17 protein-coding genes are annotated in these 15699 nt (G+C 74.8%); 1 reads left to right on the forward strand and 16 read right to left on the reverse strand.

The genetic code is table 11. From position 1 onward, the window contains the following. Positions 1 to 13 precede the first annotated feature (13 nt). Both ACZ6NC_RS13465 and ACZ6NC_RS13470 read right to left on the reverse strand, forming a co-directional pair. Positions 14 to 727, reverse strand: a complete 714-nt coding sequence (locus tag ACZ6NC_RS13465; RefSeq protein ID WP_465732093.1) for a GntR family transcriptional regulator — start codon at positions 725 to 727, stop codon at positions 14 to 16. A gap of 175 nt (positions 728 to 902) precedes the next feature. Then, positions 903 to 1787, reverse strand: coding sequence for an NAD(P)-dependent oxidoreductase (locus ACZ6NC_RS13470; protein WP_465732095.1), 885 nt, complete (start codon positions 1785 to 1787; stop codon positions 903 to 905). Between the two features lie 100 nt (positions 1788 to 1887). On the opposite strand from ACZ6NC_RS13470, the gene ACZ6NC_RS13475 reads away from it, so the two are divergent. Continuing rightward, positions 1888 to 2466, forward strand: a complete 579-nt coding sequence (locus ACZ6NC_RS13475) for a TetR/AcrR family transcriptional regulator (protein ID WP_465732097.1) — start codon at positions 1888 to 1890, stop codon at positions 2464 to 2466. Positions 2467 to 2536: 70 nt separating this feature from the next. On the opposite strand, the gene ACZ6NC_RS13480 is transcribed toward ACZ6NC_RS13475, so the two are convergent. The 14 genes from ACZ6NC_RS13480 to ACZ6NC_RS13545 form a co-directional block, all read right to left on the reverse strand. Continuing rightward, positions 2537 to 3454, reverse strand: a complete 918-nt coding sequence (locus ACZ6NC_RS13480; RefSeq protein WP_465732133.1) for an ornithine cyclodeaminase family protein — start codon at positions 3452 to 3454, stop codon at positions 2537 to 2539. 140 nt (positions 3455 to 3594) lie between these two features. Beyond that, positions 3595 to 4623: a proline racemase family protein gene (locus ACZ6NC_RS13485; RefSeq protein WP_465732099.1), complete on the reverse strand. Its 1029-nt coding sequence runs from the start codon at positions 4621 to 4623 to the stop codon at positions 3595 to 3597. Beyond that, on the reverse strand, positions 4623 to 5987 hold the full coding sequence (locus ACZ6NC_RS13490; RefSeq protein ID WP_465732101.1) for an aldehyde dehydrogenase family protein: 1365 nt from the start codon (positions 5985 to 5987) through the stop codon (positions 4623 to 4625). The genes ACZ6NC_RS13485 and ACZ6NC_RS13490 overlap by 1 nt, the downstream gene beginning before the upstream one ends. 44 nt (positions 5988 to 6031) lie before the next feature. Beyond that, positions 6032 to 7036, reverse strand: a complete 1005-nt coding sequence (locus ACZ6NC_RS13495; protein WP_465732103.1) for a proline racemase family protein — start codon at positions 7034 to 7036, stop codon at positions 6032 to 6034. 91 nt (positions 7037 to 7127) lie between these two features. Continuing rightward, positions 7128 to 7991: a dihydrodipicolinate synthase family protein gene (locus ACZ6NC_RS13500; protein WP_465732135.1), complete on the reverse strand. Its 864-nt coding sequence runs from the start codon at positions 7989 to 7991 to the stop codon at positions 7128 to 7130. Positions 7992 to 8110: 119 nt separating this feature from the next. Beyond that, positions 8111 to 9709, reverse strand: coding sequence for an FAD/NAD(P)-dependent oxidoreductase (locus ACZ6NC_RS13505; RefSeq protein WP_465732105.1), 1599 nt, complete (start codon positions 9707 to 9709; stop codon positions 8111 to 8113). Further along, a complete protein-coding gene (locus ACZ6NC_RS13510; RefSeq protein ID WP_465732107.1) occupies positions 9690 to 10004 on the reverse strand; it encodes a (2Fe-2S)-binding protein in 315 nt (104 codons plus the stop codon). The genes ACZ6NC_RS13505 and ACZ6NC_RS13510 overlap by 20 nt, the downstream gene beginning before the upstream one ends. Before the next feature lie 106 nt (positions 10005 to 10110). Continuing rightward, positions 10111 to 11280: an NAD(P)/FAD-dependent oxidoreductase gene (locus tag ACZ6NC_RS13515; protein ID WP_465732109.1), complete on the reverse strand. Its 1170-nt coding sequence runs from the start codon at positions 11278 to 11280 to the stop codon at positions 10111 to 10113. Positions 11281 to 11420: 140 nt separating this feature from the next. Then, positions 11421 to 12311, reverse strand: coding sequence for a twin-arginine translocase subunit TatC (gene tatC, locus ACZ6NC_RS13520; protein WP_465732137.1), 891 nt, complete (start codon positions 12309 to 12311; stop codon positions 11421 to 11423). Positions 12312 to 12460: 149 nt separating this feature from the next. Further along, positions 12461 to 12778 (reverse strand): Sec-independent protein translocase subunit TatA, encoded by a 318-nt coding sequence (tatA, locus tag ACZ6NC_RS13525; protein ID WP_465732111.1) that lies wholly within the window; start codon positions 12776 to 12778, stop codon positions 12461 to 12463. Between the two features lie 218 nt (positions 12779 to 12996). Next, on the reverse strand, positions 12997 to 13173 hold the full coding sequence (locus ACZ6NC_RS13530; RefSeq protein WP_153882874.1) for a hypothetical protein: 177 nt from the start codon (positions 13171 to 13173) through the stop codon (positions 12997 to 12999). A 78-nt stretch (positions 13174 to 13251) separates the two neighbouring features. Continuing rightward, positions 13252 to 13458, reverse strand: a complete 207-nt coding sequence (locus tag ACZ6NC_RS13535; RefSeq protein ID WP_465732113.1) for a hypothetical protein — start codon at positions 13456 to 13458, stop codon at positions 13252 to 13254. 27 nt (positions 13459 to 13485) lie between these two features. Then, entirely contained in the window at positions 13486 to 14460 is a 975-nt protein-coding gene (locus tag ACZ6NC_RS13540; RefSeq protein ID WP_465732115.1) for a helix-turn-helix transcriptional regulator, read from the reverse strand. Continuing rightward, entirely contained in the window at positions 14457 to 15449 is a 993-nt protein-coding gene (locus tag ACZ6NC_RS13545) for a helix-turn-helix transcriptional regulator (protein WP_465732117.1), read from the reverse strand. Before ACZ6NC_RS13545 ends, ACZ6NC_RS13540 begins: the two co-directional genes overlap by 4 nt. Positions 15450 to 15699 lie beyond the last annotated feature (250 nt).

The raw sequence follows: 15699 nt of genomic DNA on the forward strand, positions 1-15699 counted from the left end.
GTGTGCCGGTGCCCTACCGCGCCCGCAGCCTCAGCGCCGGGCGGGCCTCGTCCTCCGTCTCCTCCTGCCCGGCCGCCCAGAGCGAGCGGACGTGGCCGAGGTGGCGGGACATGCAGGCCTCGGCGGCCTCGGCGTCGCCGGAGAGCATGAGGTCGAGCAGTTCGACGTGCTCCTCGGCGGAGGAGACGAGTTCGCCGCGCTGGTCGAGGCGGTTGAGGCCGTAGAGGCGGGAGCGCTTGCGCAGGTCGCCGACGACCTCGACCAGGTGGGCGTTGCCGGCGAGGCCGAGAAGGTCGAGGTGGAACTGGCGGTCGGCCTCCAGGTAGCCGATCAGGTCGTGCTTGCGGGCGGCGGCGACGATGGCCTCGGCCTGCGGGCGCAGCGCCTCCAGTTGCTCGGCGGTGGCGGTGCGGGTGACCCGCCCGATGGTGGGGATCTCGATGAGGGCGCGGATCTCGGTGTACTCGTCGAGGTCGCGCTCGGTCAGCTCGGTGACCCGGAAGCCCTTGTTGCGGACGGCCTCGACCAGGCCCTCACGAGCGAGGTCGAGCATGGCCTCGCGGACGGGGGTGGCGGAGACGCCGAAGTCGGCGGCGAGGGCGGGCGCGGAGTAGACCACGCCGGGGCGCAGCTCGCCGGAGATCAGGGCGGCGCGGAGGGCGTGGGCGACCTGGTCGCGCAGCCGCTCCTGGACGGAGATCAGGGTGCGGGGTTTCAGGTCGGACATGGTGTTCCTCCGGGTGGTTGCAGAACACCAGCGTACAATGTCACGTTACGTTGAGTGTGCAACATTCCGTGATTCGGACGATCCGTCAGCAGACCACGATCTCGACGGAGCCCATCGTGACAGCGGCCGCCGGCCGTGACAACGGCCGGCGGCACACTCCACGGCAACGATCCCGCTACGCCTTCCGGAGCAGCCCGATCAGGCTGGTGGCGCTGGACGCCCCGTGCCCGGCGGCCACCCCGCGCCGAAAGATGTCGGCCAGCAGCGCGGGGAGCGCGCCGTCCACCCCGGAGGCCTCCACCGTGTCCCGGACGTGCTCGACGCTGGCGAGCCCCATGGCGAGCCGGTCCACGTCGCCCTCGTGGTGGCCGGCCGCGATCCGGGGCGCGTAGAACGCGAGGAAGCCGGGCATCGAGGCGGCCGTCGAGGACGCGTAGGGCAGGAAATCCTCCGCCGAGATGCCGTTCGCCTCGGCGACGGCGGTGGCGTGCAGGTAGCCGGCCAGCGAGGTCCAGAAGAGGTCCATCTGGATCTGGTAGTACAGCTGGGCCAGCCCGGGGTCGTCGCCACGGTAGTCGGCGCCGGTCAGCACCTCCAGGGTGGCCCGGTGCCGCCGGAACAGCTCCACCGGCCCGCTGTAGAAGGTGGACGACTCGGCCTTGCCGATGCCCGAGGGCGGCACCTGCACCCCGCCGGTGAGGTGGCCGGCCCCCAGTGCGGCGAGCCGGCGGGCGGCCTCGCGGGCTCGTTCCGGGGTGTCCGAGCTGAGGTTGACGATCACCTTCCCGGCGAGCGCGCCCCCGGCGGCGGCGAGGACGTCGAACACCGCGTCGTAGTCGGTGAGGCTGAGCACCACCACCTCGTTGGCGGCGACGGCGGCCTCGGCGCTGGGCGCCAGGACGGCGCCGCGGGCGACCAGTGCGCCGGCCCGGGCGGCGGTCCGGTTCCAGACCGTGACGGCGTGGCCGGCGTCCAGGTAGGCGCCGGCCATCGCCTGCCCCATCGGGCCGAGGCCGATCACGGTGACGGGCTGCTTGAAGTCCTGCTGCGAGTCGGACATGGGAATTCCCCTCCGCTAGAACGAACGCTCTATCCAGGAGGAGAAGCTAACACAGCTCTGGAACGAACGCTCTATTCAGCAGGTCGGCTAGACTCACCGCGTGAAGACGACGACCACCGGCACCCGCGAGCGGATCGTCCGGGCCACCTCCCGACTGCTGCAGCGCCAGGGGTACGAGGGCACCGGAATCAAGCAGATCTCCCGCGAGGCGGAGGCCACCCTCGGCTCCGTCTACCACTTCTTCCCGGGCGGCAAGCAGGAGTTGGCGGCCGAGGCGATCCGCCACGGCGACCAGGAGTTCGCCGACCTGCTCCGCGCGGGGCTGGACACGTCGGAGGACCCGGCCGAGGCGATCACCGCCTGCACCCGGCTGCTGGCCGAGGCCCTGCGCGAGTCCGAATGGCAGGACGGCTGCCCGATCACCAGCACCGCCCTGGAGACGGTCGGCCGCGCCCCGGTGATCGAGCAGGCCGTCGTCGAGGCGTTCGCCCACTGGCGCGCCATCGTGGAGGAGAAGCTGCACACCGCCGGGCTCGGCGCCGCCGACTCGCGCGAGCTGGCAGCCACCGTCATCAGCACCCTGGAGGGCGCCGAACTGGCCGCCCAGATCGCCCGCAGCGAGGAGCCGCTGCACACCAGCGGCAAGCACCTGGCCCGCCTGATCGCGACCTACCGGTAGCCGGAAACGCCGAAAGCGGCCGGCGTGGCCGGGGATCCCTTCCCGCCACGCCGGCCGCAGCTCCGGCCACTCAGCAGCCGCGCCGGTGCATCTCCGCCGCGACCGCGAGGTCCTCCCAGGCCATGCCGACGCTCTTGAAGAACCGCGGCCGGTCACTCGGCACCGGCACCTCCCCGCGCACCAACTCGGCCAGGTTCCAGAGCACATCGGCCCCGGTGACCCCCGCCAGCAGCAGGTCCCCCGCCTCCCGCAGCGCGGCGGCCCGCGCCTCGACGTACAGCTCCGCCCGGCCGACCAGCGCCGCGTCCACCTCGCACGCGTCCGGCTCGTGCGAGCCGACCGCCGCCACGACGGCATGGCCGGGCACCAGCGCGCCGTCGAACAGCGGGGTGCGCGCGGTGGTGCAGCAGACCACCACATCGGCCCCGGCCACCGCGGCTGGCGTCCCCACCTGCGCCGACAGCCCGCGCGTACGCGCGTACGCGGCCAGCGCCCCGGCGGGCGCCGCGCTGCGGGCCACCACCGTGACCCTGGTCAGCGGCCGGACGGCGAGCAGCGCGTCCAGATGCCCGTACGCCTGCGGGCCGGCGCCGAACAGCACCAGGTGCGCGGCGTCCGGCGCGGCCAGCCGGCGCAGTGCGACGGCGGTGACAGCGGGCGTGCGCAGGGCGGTGAGCGCGGCGCCGTCCAGCAGCGCGACCGGCTGGAGCGTCGGGCCGTCCAGCAGCAGGTAGCTCCCGGTGATCCGGGGCAGGCCGGCGGCGGGGTTGGCCGGGGCCACTCCGGCGATCTTCACCCCGGCGTACTCGGCGGAGGCGGCCGGCATCAGCAGCAGTTCCCCGGCCGGCACCGGCACCGCCGACCGCGCGGGCGCGGCCTCCGGGTCCAGCCCCTCCAGCAGCACCCGCTCGATCGCATCGGCCGCCTGTGCCACCGTCAGGGCGGGCACCGGCCCGGCAGCGCCCGGCCGGCCCTCCGCCCCCGGCAGAGCCTCGGCACCCGGTACGCGGACGGCCGGCGAGCAGGCCTCACGCGGATGAGCGCCCGGCGCGACGCGCTGGAGCGGCGCAGCGGCCGCGCCGGGCAGCGTGAGGGCGGGCGTTCTCGCGGCCTCGCTCCGGTCGCCGGTCACAGCAGGAACCCCGTCCCCAGTGCGTCGTCCGCCTCCAGCACGAAGCTGTGCTCGCCGGTGCGGTGGGCGGTGCCGGTGACCTCGGTGACCACGCCCCCGTCGGTCGGGTCGCCGCCCGGGAGCACCCGGCCGCCGAACACCGTTCCGACCACCGACTCGTGCCGCAACTCCTCGCCCGGCGCGAGCCGGCCCTCGGCGGCGAGGACGGCGAGCCGGGCCGAGGTGCCGGAGCCGCACGGCGAGCGGTCGATCTGGCCGTCGGCGAAGACGGTGACGTTGCGCTGGCTCAGCCCCCCGTCGACGGTGGGCAGTTCGTCGTACAGGATGACCCCGTAGACGCCGGAGAGCAGCCGGTCCGCCGGGTGCTCGACGGCCGGCGAGCCCGCCAGGGCGGCCCGGATCTCCCGGCCGGCGGCGGTGAGTTCGGGCAGCAGGCCGGGTTCGACGGCGAGGCCCAGCGCGGCGGCCGGCATCGAGACGTAGCAGGCGCCCGCGTGCGCGACGGCGACCTCGACGGTGCCGTACGAGGTGGACACCGGCAGCTTGAGCGCGGTGACGACGGCCGGCACGTTGCGGAAGGTCACCCCGGTGGTCCGGCCGCCCGCCCGGTGGACCAGGGCGGTGACCCGCCCGGACGGGACGTCGATCCGTACCCGGGCCACCCCGTCGTCCGGGGCGGGGACCAGCCCGGAGTCCACCGCCCAGGCGCCGAGCGCGATGGTGCCGTGGCCGCAGGCGGTCGAGTAGCCGTCCTTGTGCCAGAAGAGCACGCCGAGGTGCGCCTCGTCGTCGTCCGGCGGCACCAGGAACCCGCCGTACATCCCGGCGTGCCCGCGCGGCTCCCGGGTGAGCAGCTGCCGCACCCGGTCGAGGGCGCTCGGCCGGGGCGCGGTGGCGGAGCCGCCCGCGCCGAGCGCGATGGCCCGGCGCTCGGCGACGCTGTCACCGGGGATGCCGGGCGCGCCGCCGACCACGATCCGGAACGGCTCGCCGGCCGTGTGGTAGTCCACCGTCCGTACGAGCATCACGCGCCACCGGCCGGCAGCAGGGTGACGGTGCGGCCCTGGGTGTAGAAGTCCAGCGCCGCCTGGCCCTGCTCCCGGGCGCCGTGGCTGGCACCCTTGGCGCCGCCGAACGGCAGGTGGAAGTCGACGCCGCTGGACGGCGCGTTGACCCGGATCATGCCCGCGTCGAGCCGGTCGGCCGCGGCGAGCGCGACGTCCAGGCTGCGGGTGTGTACCGAGGCCGACAGCGTGTACGGGGTGTCGTTGGCGAGCGCGATCGCCTCGTCCAGGTCGGCCGCGGCGTGCAGCACGGCGATCGGGCCGAAGAACTCCTCGCGCCGCAGCGGGTGGTCGGCCGGCACCTCGGCAACCAGGGTCGGGTCGAGGTACCAGCCGGTCCGGTCCGGCACGCCGCCACCGGCCAGCACCTCGGCGCCGGCCTCCCGGGCCGAGGCGACGGCCGCGGTGATCTCGTCCCTGGTGGCGGAGTTGATGACCGGCCCGCAGGCCGTGTCGTCGACCTTCGCGAGGGCCTTGACCAGCGCCTCGCTCAGCGGCTCGTAGGCCTCGCCGACGGCGATCACCCGGCTCGTGGCGGTGCACTTCTGCCCGGCGTAGCCGGCGATCGCGGAGGCCAGGTGGGCGGCGGCCTGGTCCATGTCGGCGTCCGGGAGGACCAGCGCCGCGTTCAGCCCGCCGAGCTCGGCCTGGACCGGGATGCCGCGCTCGGTGGCGGTGCGGACCACCTGCCGGCCGACCCCGGTGGAGCCGGTGAACGAGACCACGTCCGCGGCACCGACCAGCTCCCCACCCTCCGTGCCGCCGCCCGGCAGCACGGTGAACACGTCCTCCGGCAGCCCGGCCGCGGCCACCAGCTCGGCCAGCCGCAGCGCGCAGCCGATCGCCTCCGAGGACGGCTTGAGCACCACGGAGTTGCCGACGGCCAGCGCCGGGGCGGCCTTCCACGTCGGGATCGCCAACGGGAAGTTCCAGGGCGTGATCAGCCCGGCCACCCCGTACGGGCGGCGGCGGGTGAGCAGCAGGCCCTCGCCGGCGGCCGTCTCGTGGACGGCGCCGGACGCCGCGAACGGCGCCTGCGCGTAGTAGCGCCAGATGGCGACGGTACGGGCGACCTCGCCGCGCGCCTCGGCGAGCGGCTTGCCGACCTCGCGGACGACCAGCGCGGCCAGCTCCTCGGCGTGCGCCTCGACCGCCTCGGCGATCCGGGTGAGCGCGGCGGAGCGCGCGCCGGCACCGGAGGCGAGCCAGCCGGGCTGCGCGGCCCGGGCACGGCCGACGGTTGCCCGGACGGCTTCGGCACCGGGCTTGGGAACCTCGGCGACGAGGTCCGCGGGGTCGGCGGGGTTGTACGAACGGATCGTCACGGCAAGCAGTCCTTCGGGGGGTGGTTCGGCGGGGAGCGGCGGGCTCAGAGCAGGAACCCGGCCGGGAACGGGTCGCTCGGGTCGAGGAAGTACTGGGCGGTGCCGGTGATCCAGGCCCGCCCGGTCACGGTGGGGACGACGGCGGGCCGTCCGGCCACCTCGGTCTCCTCGACCAGGCGGCCGGTGAAGGTCGTCCCGATGAAGGAGTCGTTGCGGAAGTCCCGCCCCAGCGGCAGCTCGCCGCGCGCGTGCAGCTGGGCCATCCGCGCGGAGGTGCCGGTGCCGCACGGCGAGCGGTCGAACCAGCCGGGGTGGATGGCCATCGCGTGCCGGGAGTGCTCGGCAGTGGAGCCGGGGGCGAGCAGCTGGACGTGGTGGCAGCTGTGGATGGACGGGTCCTCCGGGTGCACCGGACGGTCGGGGCCGGTGTTGATCGCGTCCATCAGGGCCAGCCCGGCGTCCAGGATCTCCTGCTTGCGCTCGCGCTCGAAGGGCAGGCCGAACTCGGCGAGCGGCAGGATGGCGTAGAAGTTGCCGCCGTAGGCGAGGTCGTAGCCGACCGTGCCGTAGCCGGGCACCTCGATCTTGCGGTCCAGGGCGACCGAGTAGGAGGGCACGTTGCGGATGGTCACCGCGGTGGCGGCGCCGTCCTCGACCCGCACCTCGGCGATGACCAGCCCTGCGGGGGTGTCCAGCCGGACGGTGGTGACCGGCTCGACCACCGTCACCATGCCGGTCTCGACCAGCACGGTGGCGACGCCGATGGTGCCGTGGCCGCACATCGGCAGCAGCCCGGACACCTCGATGTAGAGCACGCCGAAGTCGGCGTCCGGCCGGGTCGGCGGCTGGAGGATCGCCCCGCTCATGGCGGCGTGGCCGCGCGGCTCGTACATCAGCAGGGTGCGGAAGTGGTCCAGGTGCTGCTGGAAGTGCACCCGGCGCTCGGCCATGGTGGCACCGGGGATGATGCCGAACCCGCCGGTGACGACCCGGGTCGGCATGCCCTCGGTGTGCGAGTCGACGGCGTGGAACACGTGGCGGCTGCGCATGTGATTGCGGCTCCCGTCGGATGGTCGGATGGGGGGGTCGGGGCCGGGCCGGCTGCCCCCGCAGCCGGCCGTACCCGGGGCTTCTCGACGGCTACGCCAGGCCCTCGGCGAGTGCCTTCTCGGTGGCCGCGCGGACGGCCGCCTCGATCTCCGGGGTGAGCGGCAGGCGCGGCGCGCGGGTCGGGCCGCCCGGGCGGCCGGCGATGTCCATGGAGAGCTTGATCGCCTGCACGAACTCGGTCTTGGAGTCCCAGCGCAGCAGGGAGTGCAGCGCCTTGTAGAGCGGCAGCGCCGTCTCCAGCTCGTGCGCGACGGCGGCCCGGTAGAGGGCGACGCTCGCCTCCGGCAGCGCGTTCGGGTAGCCGGCGATCCAGCCGACCGCGCCGGCCAGGGCCAGCTCCAGCAGCACGTCGTCGGCGCCGATCAGCAGGTCGAGGCCGGGGGCCAGCTCGGCGATCTCGTAGGCCCGGCGGACGTCGCCGCTGAACTCCTTGACCGCCACGATCGAGCCCTCGCCGTGCAGCTCGGCGAGCAGCGCGGGGACGAGGTCGACCTTGGTGTCGTACGGGTTGTTGTAGGCGACGATCGGCACGCCCGCCTTCGCCACCTCCGCGTAGTGGCCACGGACGGCGGCGTGGTCGGCGCGGTAGGCGTTCGGCGGCAGCAGCAGGACGGAGCCGGCGCCGGCCTCGGCGGCCTGCTCGGTCCAGCGGCGGGACTCGGCGCTGCCGTACGCGGCGACGCCGGGCATCACCCGGGAGCCGTCGCCGGCGGCCTCGACGGCGACCTCGACGATCCGGGCGCGCTCCTCGTCGGTGAGGGTCTGGTACTCGCCCAGCGAGCCGTTGGGGACGACACCGTCGCAGCCCGAGGCGATCAGCCAGCGGACGTGCTCGGCGTAGGCGTCGTAGTCGACGGAGAGGTCCGGGCGCAGCGGGATCGTGGTGGCGACCATGATGCCGCGCCAGGGCCGGGTGGTGTCGTGCGGGGTGTGGGACACAGCTGACTCCTTGGTGAGGTGTGACATTTTATTAGATGGCGCGCGGTGGAGACAAGAGTCCCCGCCGTGCGGGTTCAGTCGCGCGGCGCGTCGGCGGGCAGACCCGCCGCGAGCTGCGAGAGCGGCACCGGGCAGGACAGCGGACGGCTGTCCGCCCGCACCTCGACCGGACCCGAGGCCGAGCCGGAGGCCGAATCCGAGCCCGAGCCCGAGGCCGAGCCCGCCGCCGACCCGGGGCCCGGGCCCGGGCCCGCCGCCAGGCAGGCCACCGCCGGACCGCACATCCGGCCCTGGCACCAGCCCATCCCGGCCCGGGTGAGCAGCTTGACGGTCCGCGCGTCGCCGGCGCCCAGCTCGTCCACGGCCTCCCTGATCCGGGCCACCGGGACCTCCTCGCAGCGGCACACGTCGGTGTCCGGGCGCAGCCACTGCGGCCAGCCCGGGCCCGGCCGGTGCGCCGAGGCCATCAGTTCGGCGAAGGCCCGCAGCCGGGCGCGGCGGCGCGGCAGGCCGGCGGCGACCGGAACACCGGCCACCGCGTGCGCGGCCATCTCGCCCTCGGCGATCGCCAGATCCGCACCGCCGACACCGCAGGTCTCGCCGGCCGCCCAGAGCCCGGGGACGGTGGTCCGCAGCTCGGCGTCGACCGCGAGCGCGACCGCGCCGTCGGCGGTGGTCCGGGTCCGGGCACCCAGCTCGGTGGCCAGCTCGATCTGCGGCAGCAGGCCGTGGCCGACCGCGAGCGCGTCGCAGGCGATCCGCCGCTCGCTCCCGGGCACGGGCCGCCAGTCGGCGTCCAGCCGGGCGACGGTGACGGCGGTGACCCGGTCGGTGCCGTGCGCCTCGACGACGGCACTGCGACGGCGCAGCCGGACGCCGTGGCGCAGCATCGCCGCGCCGTGGCCGGCTCCCTCGACCAGCTTGGCCGGGACGGCGGCCAGGACGCCGGGGCGCCGGGCGTAGCCGAGGTAGTTGGTGGCCTCGACCACCGCGGGCACCCGGGCCCCGGCGGTGACCAGCGAGGACGCCGCGGCGAGCAGCAGCGGCCCGCTGCCCGCGACCACGATCCGCTTGCCGGGCAGTACCAGGCCCGCCTTGAGCATGGCCTGCGCGCCGCCGGCGGTGACCACCCCGGGCAGCGTCCAGCCGGGGAACGGCAGCTGCCGCTCGTACGCACCGGTGGCGAGCACCACGGCGGCGGCCCGTACGGTCGCCCGGTCGCCGGCCTCGGGCCCGAGGGTCGCGTGCACGGCCCAGGCCGTGTCCTCCTCGCCTCTCGGGGCCCCCGAGGCCGCCGAGGCCCCGGCCACACCCTGCCGCCCGTCGACCGCACCGGACGCACCGGCCCCGCCGCCCACCCGCTCCAGCGCCCAGACCTGGTGGCCGGCCAGGTGGTCGACCCGGCCCGCCTCCCGGTGCGCGGCGAGCCGGTCGGCCCATCCGGTGTAGACGGACCAGCCGTGGTGCAGCCGGTCCGGCCGGGCGGCGCCGAGGCCGGGGGCCGGGTGCCGGTAGTACTGCCCCCCGGTCCGCGGGCCGGCGTCGACGAGGGCGCAGCGCAGCCCGAGGTCGGCGGCGGCGACCGCGGCGGCGAGCCCGGCCGGACCGGCCCCGATCACCGCGAGGTCGTACACCCCGGAGCGGTCGAAGGAATCAGACGGCGAGGTCGGCACGGCCGTTGCCCTCCTGGGTGGTGACGGTGGTGCCGGGCTCGGCCGGCACCAGACAGGTGCGCTGGTTGGGCCGCCCGTCGACGGTGGCCAGGCAGTCGAAGCAGACGCCGATCCCGCAGAACGCCCCGCGCGGCCGGCCGCCGACCCGGGTGGTGCGCCAGGCCAGGACGCCGTCGGCCCAGAGTGCGGCCGCGATCGTCTGCCCGGGCAGCGCGGGGACGGCCCGGCCGTCGAACTCGATGGTGTGGGCGGGGCCGGGTACCGCCCCGACCAGGTCGGCGGGGGTTCGGCGCATGACTGGGGTTCTCCGTTCCGGTCGTGGATCGTGGGCTGGTACGACTTGTCGGGTCGCACCGTGGCGTGCGAGCGCTTTGCAAAGCGCTTCTCGCACTTTGCAAAGATCACGCAGAGCCGTCGGCCCCGAACCGGCCGGCCCCGAACGGCGCGAGGTCCAGCTCCGGCCGCTTGCCGGTGAGCTGCTCGCTGATCAGCAGCCCGGTCGCCGGGGCGAGCCCGATGCCAGCGCCCTCGTGGCCACAGGCGTGGTAGAGCCCGGGCACCCGCGGGTCGGCGCCGATCGCGGGCAGGTGGTCCGGCAGGTACGGGCGGAAGCCGCGGTAGGCGCGCAGCACACTGACGTCCGCGAGCACCGGGAACAGCGCCGCCGCCTGCGCGGCGAGCCGCTGGAGCACCTCCACCGAGAGCGTCCGGTCGAAGCCGACCCGCTCCCGGCTGGCGCCGATCAGCACCGGCCCACCGGGCGTGCCCTCGACCACCGCCGAGGTCTGCAGCGCGGCCGAGCCGCTGGCCACGTCCGCGACGTAGTCGGCGGCGTAGACCTTGTGCCGGACGATCCTCGGCAGCGGTTCGGTGACGAGCACGAAGCCGCGCCGGGGCAGCACCGGCAGGTGCGCCCCGGCCAGTGCGGCCAGCTCGCCGCCCCAGGTGCCGGCGGCGTTGACCACCGCGGGGGCCGCGAGCCGCCGCCGGTCGGTCACCACGCCGAGCACGGCGCCGTCGGGCCCGGTGGTCACCTCCCGGACGGTCTCGCCGGTGTACAGCACGGCGCCGTCGCGGCGGGCGGCGCGCAGCAGGTGGGCGGCGGCCAGGGCGGGCTGGACCTGGGCGTCCTGCGGGTAGTGGAAGCCGCCGGCCAACCCGGCGGCGAGGTGCGGTTCGAGCTCGTGCAGCCGCTCGCCGGGGATCTCCTCGGCCGTGACGCCGACCGCCGCCTGCTCGGCGGCGAAGGCGCGCAGGGCGTCCTGCCGGGCGGGCGTCGCGGCGACGACCAGGCCGCCCTTGGGCTCGTACTCGACGGCCGCGCCGAGCTCCTCGGCGAGGTCCTGCCAGAGCCGGGTGGAGAGCAGGGCGAGGTCGAGTTCGGGCCCGGGCTCCTTGTCGGAGACCAGCAGGTTGCCCTCGCCGGCGCCGGTGGTGCCACCGGCCACGGGGCCGCGGTCGACCACGGCGACGGCGAGCCCGGCACGGGCGGCGTAGTAGGCGCAGGCGGCTCCGACGACGCCGGCGCCGACCACGACGACGTCCAGGGGAGGTCTCTGAGGCTGGGACACGTCAGTAATATGTCACATGCCATCGCGCCTGCCAAGACCGCCCCGCCGGACGGCCGGGCCAAGGAAAAAGCCCCGGCCCGCCGGGAAACGGCGGGCCGGGACTGCGAGGCGGTTCACCTCAGGAGGCGCGGTTCACCTCGTCACGTGATGTCGTCCATCTGCTCGTGGCGGGCGGCCGGCACCGGCGCACTGGCCACCGGGGCGACCGACGCCTCCACGGCCTCGGCCCCGCTCACCGGCTGCACCGAGAGGTCCAGGTGCGAGGCCTCCTCGTCGTCCAGCGCGAGGTCCGGGTTGCGGCGGGCCTTGCGCCGGTCGTTGAACAGCGTGATGCCGACGGCGAGGAAGTACAGCGCCCAGATCGGCGCGGCCAGCACCAGCATGCTGACGGGGTCGGCACTCGGCGTGGCGAAGGCGGCGAACACGGTGATGGCCATCACCATGCCGCGCCACCAGCCGAGCAGCCGCTTGCCGGTGACCATGCCGACCAGGTTGAGCATCACCAGCAGCAGCGGGAACTCGAAGGCCAGGCCGAAGACCAGCACCATCCGGGTGGCGATCTCGAAGTAGTCGTTGGGCGGCAGGATCGGGATGGTGTCGCTCGGGTTGAACGAGATCAGCACCTCGACCGTGGTCGGCATCACCAGGAAGGCGCAGGCCACGCCGGCCAGGAACAGCGGTGCGCCGCAGGCCATGAAGATCATCGTGTACTTGCGCTCGTGCCTGTGCAGACCGGGCGCCACGAAGGCCCACACCTGGTAGAGCCAGACCGGGACGGCGGCGACCACACCGGCTGTCAGTGCGACCTGCAGCATCCAGTTGAAGCCCGCGGTGAGGCCGACGGCGGAGACGTTCGCGCACCGACCGTGGAACTGCCCGGCGTTCGACTCGTCGCACCGCGGAATCGGCTTCAGCAGAAGCGACTCGAGCTGCTTGTGGTAGATCAGCGCGACGATCGTGAACAGCACGATCGCCAGGACCGACTTGACCACGCGGTTCCGCAGTTCCCGCAGGTGGTCGGCGAGGGCCATCCGCCCCTCAGGATCCTTGGGCGCCTTCGACGCCTTGGAGAGCTTGCTCAACCCCGGTCCTCAACTCGTGCGTCGAGGCCCGCCGGTCGACGGGCCTCCAGTGGTCGCGTGCGTCGCGTGCGTCGCGTGCCTCGCGTAGGTCGCACCGCTCAGCGCGGCCCGCCGCCCTCCGCCGCCGGCTGTGCCGGCTGCTGCTCGGTGACCGGCCGGGCGGTCCCGGACGCCCCCGGCGCGGCCTGGATGGTCTTCGCCGAGCCGGCGCCCGAAGCGGAGCCGACCGCGGGAGCGGCCTGCGGCGCGGGCTCGTCGGCCTCCTCCGCGCCGTCCGACTTCATCGCCTTGGCCTCGCTCTTCAGAATCCTCATCGACTGGCCGAGCGAGCGCGCCAGATCGGGCAGCCGCTTGGCCCCGAACAGCACGATGGCAAAAACCGCGATCACCAGGATCGCGGTCCCCGAGATCCGCATACTCGACCACCTTCAGTCACGGCGGCACCGGTGGGCCGCCCGCTGCGGGGGATGGTAACCGCTGCGGGTGACGCCCTGACGACGGCCGCCCGAACAGGACAGCGGCCCCGGTCGCACGATGCGAGCCACGTGCGGGAGCCATCTGAGAGCGTAACCCGCCCGCACCTGCTCGCAGCAGCCCCCGGTACCCCCGGGTGGCCGGACGTGCCGAAGGACACTCAGCGTCCGGGCACCGCCGCCGCGAGGTCACCGGCCGCCTCGGCCAGCGCGCGCGAGGCGGCGTCCACCCCCTTGGCCAGCGCCCGGACGTCCAGCCAGAGCCGGATCGCGAGGACACCGAGGACCAGCAGACCGGCGGTGACGAGCAGGACGGCGGCGACGAGCATCCAGGACATGGCCACCACCCTATCCACCCGCCCGGAGCCGCCGGCCCACCCGTCGGCCCCGCCGACTCTCCCCTCGGCCCTGGCCGCTCAGCCTTCGACGGGCACGAGCCGCATCGTCCGCACCCCGGCGCCCGTCAGGGCCGCGACGATCTTCTCCCCGGCCGCCTTGCGCACCGAGGCCCCGCAGAGCGGGCAGCCGAAGCTGTAGTGCGCCTGCGCCGGAGTCCGGCCGAGGGTCAGGCGGAACTCCTCGGCGGGCAGCTCCACCTTCTCCCGGCACTGTGAGCAGTACACCTTGAATCTGGTACCGGGCTCCACGGCTCAGACCAGCCCCTCCCCGCCGACCGCCTTCTCCTCGTAGGCGGCCAGCGCGTCGAGCGCCGCCGACCGCGCCTGCTCGGCGAGCTCCGGCGGCGAGACGATCCGGCCGTCCCGGCCGAGCCGCAGCGCCAGCGGGCGCAGCTGGGACGGGTCGGCGCTGCGCAGGGTGATCCGCAGGCCGCCGTCGGGCAGCTCCTCGGCGTGGTCGTGGGTGTAGTACTCGGCGACCCAGCGCCCGCCGGAGGTGACCTCGACGACCACCTCGGGGTCGTCGGCGGACGGGTTGACCAGCCCTCCGGAGAGGTCGCGCGGCTCGCGCCGGGGCGGGTCGGAGGGGACGTCCAGCACCTTGATCTCGGCGACCCGGTCGAGCCGGAACATCCGGTGGTCCTCGGAGGTCCGGCACCAGGCCTCGAGGTAGGTGTGGCCCTCGGTGAGCAGCCGGATCGGGTCGACCTCGCGCTCGGTCATGCCGCCGCGCCCGTGCGAGTAGTAGCGCAGCCAGAGCCGCCGGCCCTCGCTGAGGGCGCGGTCGATGTCGGCGAAGACGTGGCTCTCGGCCTCGAAGGTGACGCCGACCCGGGCGCTGCCCTCGGCACTGTCCCCGGCCGCGTTCTCGATCTTGGCGACGGCGCGGGTGAGCGCCTCCCGGTCACCGGCCCGCAGTCCGGGCAGGCCGGCCACCGCGCGGGCGGCCACCAGCAGGGCGGTCGCCTCGTCGGCGGCCAGCCGCAGGGGCTGGGCGACGTCGTCGACGTTGTGCCACCAGATCCGCTCGCCGTCGGTGTCGATGTCGAGCAGGTCGCCGCCGCGGAAGCTGGTGCCGCACATCGGCAGCACGTTGAGGTCGCCGATCAGCTCGCGCTCGGTGATGCCGAAGGCGCGGGCCACCTCGGCCACCTCGGCGCCGGGGCGCTCGCGCAGATAGGTGACCAGCGAGAGCATCCGCCGGGTCTGGTCGATCGCGTTGCTCATGCCCGCACTCCCTCAATACCGTCGACAGCACCGGCCCCGGCGACCGCGCGCAGCCGCTCGATCACGTCCGCGCGCAGTTCCTCCGGGCCGAGCACCAGCACGTCCGGCCCGAACTCCGCCAGGTCGGCGCCGAGCCCGTTGCCGTACGGGATCTCCAGCTCGTCCCAGGTCTCGTCGGACGGCCGGGTGCTCAGCGCCTTGGTGCGCAGCGGGAAGCCGGCTCCGCGGCGGACCCGCACCACGGCGGTGGCGGTGGCGCCCTCGCCGGCGAACTTGGCGACGGTGGCGCGGACGTCGACGTGCTCGGGGACGGTGCCGAGGAAGGCGCCGGAGCGGGCGCGGACCTTGCCGGTGATCCGGCTGAGCCGGAAGACGCGGGCGTCGCTGCGGTCCCGGTCCCAGCCGGCCAGGTACCAGTGGCCGCGCCAGCACTCCAGCGCCCAGGGCTCGACGGTGCGCTGCTCGACGGCGGCGGCGCCGGCCTTGCGGTACTCGAAGGTGACCGGGCGGCGGTCGCGGGCGGCGGTGAGCAGCGGTTCGAAGGCGCTCTCGCGCGCGGGGATGCGCGGTTCGAGTGCGGTGCGGCCCTCGGTCTCGCTGAACGGCACGCCGGCGGCGCGCAGCTTCTGGAGGGCCCCGCTGGCCGCGCCGGACATCTTGGCCTGCTGCCAGACCCGGGCGGCGAGGGTGAGCGCGGCGGCTTCCTCGGCGTCGAGGGCGATCTCCGGCAGGCGGTTGCGGTCGGCGCGGGCGAGGTAGCCGAGTTCGCCGTCGAGGGCGTTCTCGTCGACGTCGATGACGAGTCCGAGTTCGCGCAGGTCGTCCTTGTCCCGCTCGAACATCCGGTTGAAGGCGTCCTCGCTGCTGTTCTGCCAGGCTTCGCGGTAGGCCTCGATGGACTCCCGCAGCTCCTTCTTGGAGAGCGGACGTCTGGTGTTCATCAGGCACAGGGCGAGATTCATCAGCCGCTCTGCCTTGGCGATCGCCATCGCTGACCCTTCCGGTGTGCCGCGCCGCGCGCGGGGTGCGCCCGCCGGGCGGTCTCGACCCGGCGGGACCGACCGTACCGGTAGCGGTACTCAGTGCAAAAGCCGAGTCCGCAAACGCGTGGGGGCGCACCCCCGGACCAGGGGGGCGGGCCCCGGTCCCGAACGGGTCGGAACAGTGTTGGGCCCAGGTCCGACAGCTGTTCGACCAGGGTCGGTCCTCGATCCGTCCTCGACCAAAAAGAAGCCCAAA

Source organism: Kitasatospora sp. NPDC041988 (assembly GCF_055588525.1).

Excerpts from the sequence above, each read along its gene's own strand:
- ACZ6NC_RS13465 (WP_465732093.1), bottom strand. The coding sequence starts at position 727 with ATGTCCGACCTGAAACCCCGCACCCTGATCTCCGTCCAGGAGCGGCTG.
- ACZ6NC_RS13470 (WP_465732095.1), bottom strand. The coding sequence starts at position 1,787 with ATGTCCGACTCGCAGCAGGACTTCAAGCAGCCCGTCACCGTGATCGGC.
- ACZ6NC_RS13485 (WP_465732099.1), bottom strand. The coding sequence starts at position 4,623 with ATGCTCGTACGGACGGTGGACTACCACACGGCCGGCGAGCCGTTCCGG.
- ACZ6NC_RS13495 (WP_465732103.1), bottom strand. The coding sequence starts at position 7,036 with ATGCGCAGCCGCCACGTGTTCCACGCCGTCGACTCGCACACCGAGGGC.
- ACZ6NC_RS13500 (WP_465732135.1), bottom strand. The coding sequence starts at position 7,991 with ATGGTCGCCACCACGATCCCGCTGCGCCCGGACCTCTCCGTCGACTAC.
- ACZ6NC_RS13510 (WP_465732107.1), bottom strand. The coding sequence starts at position 10,004 with ATGCGCCGAACCCCCGCCGACCTGGTCGGGGCGGTACCCGGCCCCGCC.
- tatC (WP_465732137.1), bottom strand. The coding sequence starts at position 12,311 with ATGGCCCTCGCCGACCACCTGCGGGAACTGCGGAACCGCGTGGTCAAG.
- tatA (WP_465732111.1), bottom strand. The coding sequence starts at position 12,778 with ATGCGGATCTCGGGGACCGCGATCCTGGTGATCGCGGTTTTTGCCATC.
- ACZ6NC_RS13530 (WP_153882874.1), bottom strand. The coding sequence starts at position 13,173 with ATGTCCTGGATGCTCGTCGCCGCCGTCCTGCTCGTCACCGCCGGTCTG.
- ACZ6NC_RS13540 (WP_465732115.1), bottom strand. The coding sequence starts at position 14,460 with ATGAGCAACGCGATCGACCAGACCCGGCGGATGCTCTCGCTGGTCACC.
- ACZ6NC_RS13545 (WP_465732117.1), bottom strand. The coding sequence starts at position 15,449 with ATGGCGATCGCCAAGGCAGAGCGGCTGATGAATCTCGCCCTGTGCCTG.